Source organism: Vibrio sp. 10N.222.51.C5 (assembly GCF_041474575.1).
Lineage (GTDB): Bacteria > Pseudomonadota > Gammaproteobacteria > Enterobacterales > Vibrionaceae > Vibrio > Vibrio crassostreae_C.
The window spans coordinates 25,879-32,026 of record NZ_JBFRUJ010000014.1; the positions used below are offsets into that span (position 1 = coordinate 25,879).

The 6,148-nt window shown below is 45.1% G+C and carries 6 protein-coding genes; 4 read left to right on the forward strand and 2 right to left on the reverse strand.

The genetic code is table 11. The features are described 5' to 3' along the window. Nucleotides 1–43 precede the first annotated feature (43 nt). Nucleotides 44–355, forward strand: a complete 312-nt coding sequence (locus AB4558_RS05045; RefSeq protein WP_017061332.1) for a DUF3630 family protein — start codon at nt 44–46, stop codon at nt 353–355. Between the two features lie 245 nt (nt 356–600). Continuing rightward, entirely contained in the window at nt 601–1,272 is a 672-nt protein-coding gene (locus tag AB4558_RS05050) for a 7-cyano-7-deazaguanine/7-aminomethyl-7-deazaguanine transporter (RefSeq protein WP_017061333.1), read from the forward strand. A gap of 102 nt (nt 1,273–1,374) precedes the next feature. On the opposite strand, the gene gppA is transcribed toward AB4558_RS05050, so the two are convergent. Both gppA and rhlB read right to left on the reverse strand, forming a co-directional pair. Further along, the gene (gene gppA / locus AB4558_RS05055; protein WP_372074365.1) at nt 1,375–2,868 is read right to left on the reverse strand and encodes a guanosine-5'-triphosphate,3'-diphosphate diphosphatase; all 1,494 of its coding nucleotides are present in this window, start codon (nt 2,866–2,868) and stop codon (nt 1,375–1,377) included. Nucleotides 2,869–2,874: 6 nt separating this feature from the next. Further along, nucleotides 2,875–4,185 (reverse strand): ATP-dependent RNA helicase RhlB, encoded by a 1,311-nt coding sequence (gene rhlB, locus AB4558_RS05060; RefSeq protein ID WP_017062979.1) that lies wholly within the window; start codon nt 4,183–4,185, stop codon nt 2,875–2,877. Between the two features lie 111 nt (nt 4,186–4,296). Between rhlB and trxA the strand changes: the two genes are divergently transcribed. Both trxA and rho read left to right on the forward strand, forming a co-directional pair. Further along, a complete protein-coding gene (gene trxA, locus AB4558_RS05065) occupies nt 4,297–4,623 on the forward strand; it encodes a thioredoxin TrxA (RefSeq protein WP_372074363.1) in 327 nt (108 codons plus the stop codon). 200 nt (nt 4,624–4,823) lie between these two features. Continuing rightward, a complete protein-coding gene (rho, locus tag AB4558_RS05070) occupies nt 4,824–6,083 on the forward strand; it encodes a transcription termination factor Rho (protein ID WP_017062978.1) in 1,260 nt (419 codons plus the stop codon). Nucleotides 6,084–6,148: the final 65 nt, after the last annotated feature.

The following is a 6,148-nucleotide window of genomic DNA, read 5'->3' on the forward strand; positions in this document are numbered from 1 at the left end:
AGAAACGTCTAACTAATAGAAAAAGAATAAGGTTGATAGGGACATGACAACACAAACAGAATTTGGCTTAAGAGAGTATTTAGCTGAGGAAGGGCGTTTATTGATTACGTCTCCAAGTTTTGATTTTGATTCTTATGAAGTGCTAGGTGAAAAGCTGGTGGCGTTGTTGTCAGCGTCAGTTGTTGAAAAGCAATGGGACGCCGATATGCATTCTTGGTTGATTGATTTTGAAGATTGCCGAATGTTCTTAAAGTCCGAACATTACAGTGAATCAATTTGGTTTGAGTCGTTAAACGCTGAAGAAAGCCGAGAAGAGTTTGATTATCTCGCGACGCTTTTCAAGCGCGGTTTTTAACTTTTGGCATCTCTTCTAAAACACAGCTTCTAGAGCTATTCACCAATAAAAGTGAGAATAAACGTTTGCGTTTGTTCTCACCGTTGCAGCCAATATTGATTAATGTATAATCGCCCGCCGCTCAGTAGAGCAATTTTTAGATACATTTTTTAATTCACATTATTGGTAAGAGCTTTCTTGGATTATTCGAAGAAATGACTCGATTTGGGTTCCCTCACCCCCAAACCAAACTAAAAAGGTACAGCATGAGTAACTTTACCCCTGCGCAACAGCGCAAAGCCTTAGCACTATTAGTTTTGTTCCATTTGGTGATTATTGCGTCAAGCAACTATCTGGTTCAGCTACCTTTTACCGTCTTCGGTATGCACACCACTTGGGGTGCTTTCACTTTCCCGTTTATCTTCCTAGCGACCGATCTGACCGTACGCATTTTTGGCGCGCAGCTTGCCCGTAAAATCATTTTCTTAGTGATGCTACCAGCTCTGGCCGTTTCTTATTTCTTGTCAGTGGTGTTCTTTGAAGGTTCATTCCAAGGCTTTAGCCAACTAGGTGAGTTCAACTTGTTTGTTGCACGTATCGCCGCGGCGAGCTTCATGGCTTATTTACTGGGTCAGATCTTGGATGTACATGTTTTTAACCGCCTACGTCAGCTTAAACAGTGGTGGGTAGCCCCAACATGCTCAACGTTATTCGGTAATGCCATTGATACCATCGCATTCTTTGCGATTGCTTTCTACCAAAGCCCAGATCCATTTATGGCCGAGCATTGGACTGAGATTGCCTTAGTCGATTACGGATTCAAACTTATCATCAGCTTAGGCTTGTTCGTGCCTATGTACGGCGTGCTTCTTAACTACATTGTTAGAAAGCTAACCGCAGTGAACCCTGACTTTAAAGCGACAGGCGTGAACGCTTAAGTTTGAGATTTGTAACACAAAGCATTAATGCAGCGATAAGAAAAAGCCCAAGTTAGTCTACTAACTTGGGCTTTTTTTAATTTCTAGCTTCAGATACTAATATCAGAGGCATTTAATATTCAATGGCCAGCCAATATCGGTTTGTCTATTCGACTCGATCTCTAGCTCTGCAGCGGTCAGCGGATTGTCAGCTAACCATTGCTTAGAAAGCGTTAGGGTTAGATTGTTGTCATTCGTCGTCAGTTTGAACTCAGGCTCTAGCGCTGGGTTACGACGGTGGGTCAGCAAAATAGCTAAACGCAGAATACGTAAAATACGCTTGCTGCTGGTGCCTGAGATAGCGTGTTGCTCTGGTAATGAGGTTAACTGTTCACGGTAGCGACGAGTTAACTCACCCAAGTAGTGCTTTTGCGCTCGAGTAAAGCCAGGTAGGTCTAAGTTTTGCAGCAGATAAGCGCTGTGCTCACCGCCTTTTTTGAAATCGATGGTTAAACCAATCTCGTGAAGCTTAGCTGCCGTTTGCAATAGCACACCAGCTTGAGGTTCTGAAACCCACGCTTCGGCGCCCGCTTGGTCTAGCAGCGTTTGTGCGACTACAGCAACTTGTTCACCGTAGTTTACGTCCATTTGGTAGCGTGATTGAACACTCTTAATGGTACGCGCTCGGATATCTTCTTGGCGAAGCTCATCAACCATCTCGTAGGCTAGGCCTTCACGGAGTGCGCCGCCTGCGAGTGTCATTGAATCTATTTCAAGCAACTCAAAAATAGCAATAAGAATGGAAAGGCCACTCGGGAACACTAATGCGCGTTCAAGGGTAAGTCCTTCGATTTCTAGCTCTTCCAAGCGCTCAGTAATCATCGCTTGTTTCTGTAGACGCTTAAGTTTGGCATGAGTAATCACTTCATCCATGCCTTGCGCCAACATGATCTCTTGCAGTGCTTGAACGGTACCGCTGGCGCCCACACACACATCCCATCCGATATCAGTGTAGCTATCTAGGATAGGAGCCAACGTCGACTTCGCCGCTTCAATGGCGTTGTTAAAGTTGGTAGCGGTTAATTGGCGGTTTTTAAAGTGGCGCTCAAGCCAAGTAACACAGCCCATCTTTAGGCTGGTTAGGGCTTTCGCTGAGAAGCCTTCACCAATGATCATCTCGGTGCTTGCGCCACCAATATCAACAACCAGTCGGCGGCCGCTGCCACCAGAAGTGTGTGCTACGCCTTTATAGATAGTCGCAGCTTCTTCTTCTCCGGAGATAACATTGATGTCGTAACCAAGGATCTGGTTCGCTTTCTCTAGAAATATATCCACATTGATAGCAGTACGTAGGGTCGCTGTACCGACAATGCGGATATTTTCTTTCGGAATATCTTGCAGTCGCTCTGCAAAGAGACTCAAACAGTCCCAACCGCGCTGCATGGCTTCTGTACTAAGCGCATTATTTTCATCTAAGCCTGCAGCTAAACGCACTTTGCGCTTAATTTTAGCCATGGTTTGTACGCTGCCATCGATATGACGCACAACGAGCATATGAAAACTGTTCGACCCGAGGTCGATTGCAGCGTAAAGCGGGGGTGACACTGTTTGACTCATAAGCGACTAAGCTTCCTTGTTATGACGCGGTTGGCGTGGGCGACGGTTCTGGTTTGGTTTACGGTTCCCGTTGCGTGGGCCATTGTTGTTTGAGCGGCGTTGTTGCGGGTTACGTGTACGTAAGCGCAATGGTGCTGGTAGATCTTCTAGCAGTGCAGAAGCATCGTAGTCAGACACAGGGATCGCGTGCTCAATGTATTCTTCGATTGGTGGCAAGTTGATTGCGTAATCTTCACAAGCAAAGCTGATCGAGTGACCACTTGCACCAGCACGACCTGTACGGCCGATACGGTGAACGTAATCTTCACAGTCATCAGGTAGGTCGAAGTTGAATACGTGTGTTACTTGAGGAATGTGTAGACCACGTGCTGCAACGTCGGTTGCGACAAGCAGGTCAACATCACCTTTAGTGAATTGCTCAAGAATCTTTTCACGTTTCTTCTGAGGAACATCGCCAGTTAGCAGGCCAACACGGTGACCATCTGCAGCTAGGTGACCCCAAACAGACTCACATTTGTGCTTAGTGTTAGCGAAGATGATAGCGCGCTCTGGCCACTCTTCTTCAACTAGAGTCTGCAGCAGTGCCATTTTGTGTTCGTTTGATGGGTAGAACAGCTCTTCCTGAATGCGGTGACCTGTTTTACGCTCTGGCTCAACAACAACATGCTCTGGGTTGTGCATGTGTTCGAACGCTAGCTCTTGTACGCGGTAAGACAATGTCGCAGAGAACAGCATGTTCAGGCGATCTTTTGGCTCAGGCATACGGCGGAACAAGAAGCGGATGTCTTTGATGAAACCAAGATCGAACATGCGATCAGCTTCGTCAAGAACAACAGCTTGAATGTGGTTAAGGTTAAATACCTTCTGCTTGTAGAAATCGATGATGCGGCCAGTCGTACCAATTAAGATATCTGCGCCTTCTTCGATTTTACCTAGTTGCTTGTCGTAGCTTTCGCCACCGTAAGCAAGTGCTGCCTTGATACCTGTGCTTTCAACCAGAGAGTCAGCATCGTTGTAGATCTGAATCGCGAGTTCACGCGTTGGTGCCATAATAATCGCACGTGGCTGGTTAGGCTTACGCCCTTCATGCTCAGATGTTTTTAGCAGGTGGTTAAAAGTAGCAGTAAGAAACGCAAGCGTTTTACCAGTACCCGTTTGGGCCTGGCCTGCAATGTCTTGGCCGGTGAGCAGTACCGGGAGCGCCAAGGCTTGGATAGGGGTACAATAATCGAACCCTTTTTTCTCCAATCCTTCAATGACTTGCGGAAGTAAATCCAAGTCGGCGAACTTTTGCTCTGTGATATGCGTCTTTTTCATTGCTATAGAATATCAGCTTAAGCTTGCAATACGAAAGTAAATACATTCCAATAGGGCATCTATTTACTGGTTATCATCCAACCAGTTCTAAAAAATACATTGGAGTGGAAGATGAGTGATAAGATTTTGCAGCTAACTGATGACGGTTTTGATAACGATGTAATCAATGCTGCAGGCCCTTTTCTTGTTGATTTTTGGGCAGAATGGTGTGGTCCATGTAAAATGATTGCGCCGATTCTTGATGAAATCGCAGACGAGTACGAAGGCAAGCTCACAATCGGTAAATTAAATATCGACCAAAATGCTGGTACTCCACCAAAGTTTGGTATTCGCGGTATTCCAACGCTACTTCTTTTCAAAGATGGCGGCGTAGCAGCGACTAAAGTTGGTGCATTATCTAAAACTCAACTTAAAGAGTTCTTAGACGCTAACCTTTAATCAGGTCAGCATTTGAAAAGAAACCGTGCAGTTAACAAATGCGCGGTTTTGTTTTTTCTAAGCTATGGACTAGTCTTAGTTTTAGTGCTAATTTATCGCACGTTAATTGAACGAATTTCTCTTCTTGGTCGATCCTGTGACCAAATCCTTCTTAACTTAAGAAAACAGATCCTATTTTGACTAAACAAACTTCCACCACTATGAATCTTACTGAACTGAAGAACAGACCTGTGTCTGAGCTTGTTAAACTTAGCGAAAGCTTAGGTCTTGAAAATCAAGCTCGCCTAAGAAAACAAGACATTATCTTCTCCATCCTTAAAGCGCATGCAAAAAGTGGTGAAGACATCTTTGGTGATGGTGTTCTAGAAATTCTTCAAGACGGTTTTGGTTTCCTACGTAGCGCCGACAGTTCATACCTGGCTGGCCCAGATGATATCTACGTATCACCAAGCCAAATTCGTCGTTTTAACCTACGTACAGGTGACTCTATTGGCGGTAAAATCCGTCCACCTAAAGACGGTGAGCGTTACTTTGCACTGCTTAAAGTAAACACGGTTAACTACGACAAGCCAGACAACGCACGTAACAAGATTCTTTTCGAAAACCTTACTCCTCTTCACGCTAACGAACGTATGGTGATGGAAGCGGGTAATGGTGCGACTGAAGATATTACGGCTCGTATTCTTGACCTTGCATCTCCAATTGGTAAAGGTCAGCGTGGTCTGATTGTTGCTCCGCCTAAAGCGGGTAAGACAATGCTTCTGCAAAACATTGCTCAAAGCATTGCACGTAACCATCCTGAGTGTGAACTAATGGTTCTACTTATCGATGAGCGTCCAGAAGAAGTAACAGAAATGCAGCGTCTAGTTAAAGGCGAAGTAGTTGCTTCAACATTCGATGAGCCAGCATCTCGCCACGTACAAGTTGCAGAAATGGTTATCGAGAAAGCGAAGCGCCTTGTTGAACACAAGAAAGATGTAGTTATCCTACTGGATTCTATTACTCGTCTAGCTCGTGCTTACAACACTGTGATTCCTTCATCAGGTAAAGTTCTTACTGGTGGTGTTGATGCGAATGCTCTACATCGTCCAAAGCGTTTCTTCGGTGCGGCACGTAACGTAGAAGAAGGCGGTAGCTTAACGATCATCGCAACAGCACTGGTTGATACTGGTTCTAAGATGGATGAAGTTATCTACGAAGAATTCAAAGGTACAGGTAACATGGAACTGCACCTTAACCGTAAGATTGCTGAAAAACGCGTATTCCCAGCGATTGATTTCAACCGCTCTGGTACTCGTCGTGAAGAGCTTCTTACCAAGAACGATGAACTACAGAAGATGTGGATCCTGCGTAAGATTGTTCACCCAATGGGCGAAATCGACGCAATGGAATTCCTTATCGACAAGCTAGCAATGACGAAAACGAACGATGAGTTCTTTGACGCAATGCGTCGTCAGTAATATTGATTAGCTGATCGTATTTAATAAGCGCTGCCCTCGGGTGGCGCTTTTTATTGGTTCATCGC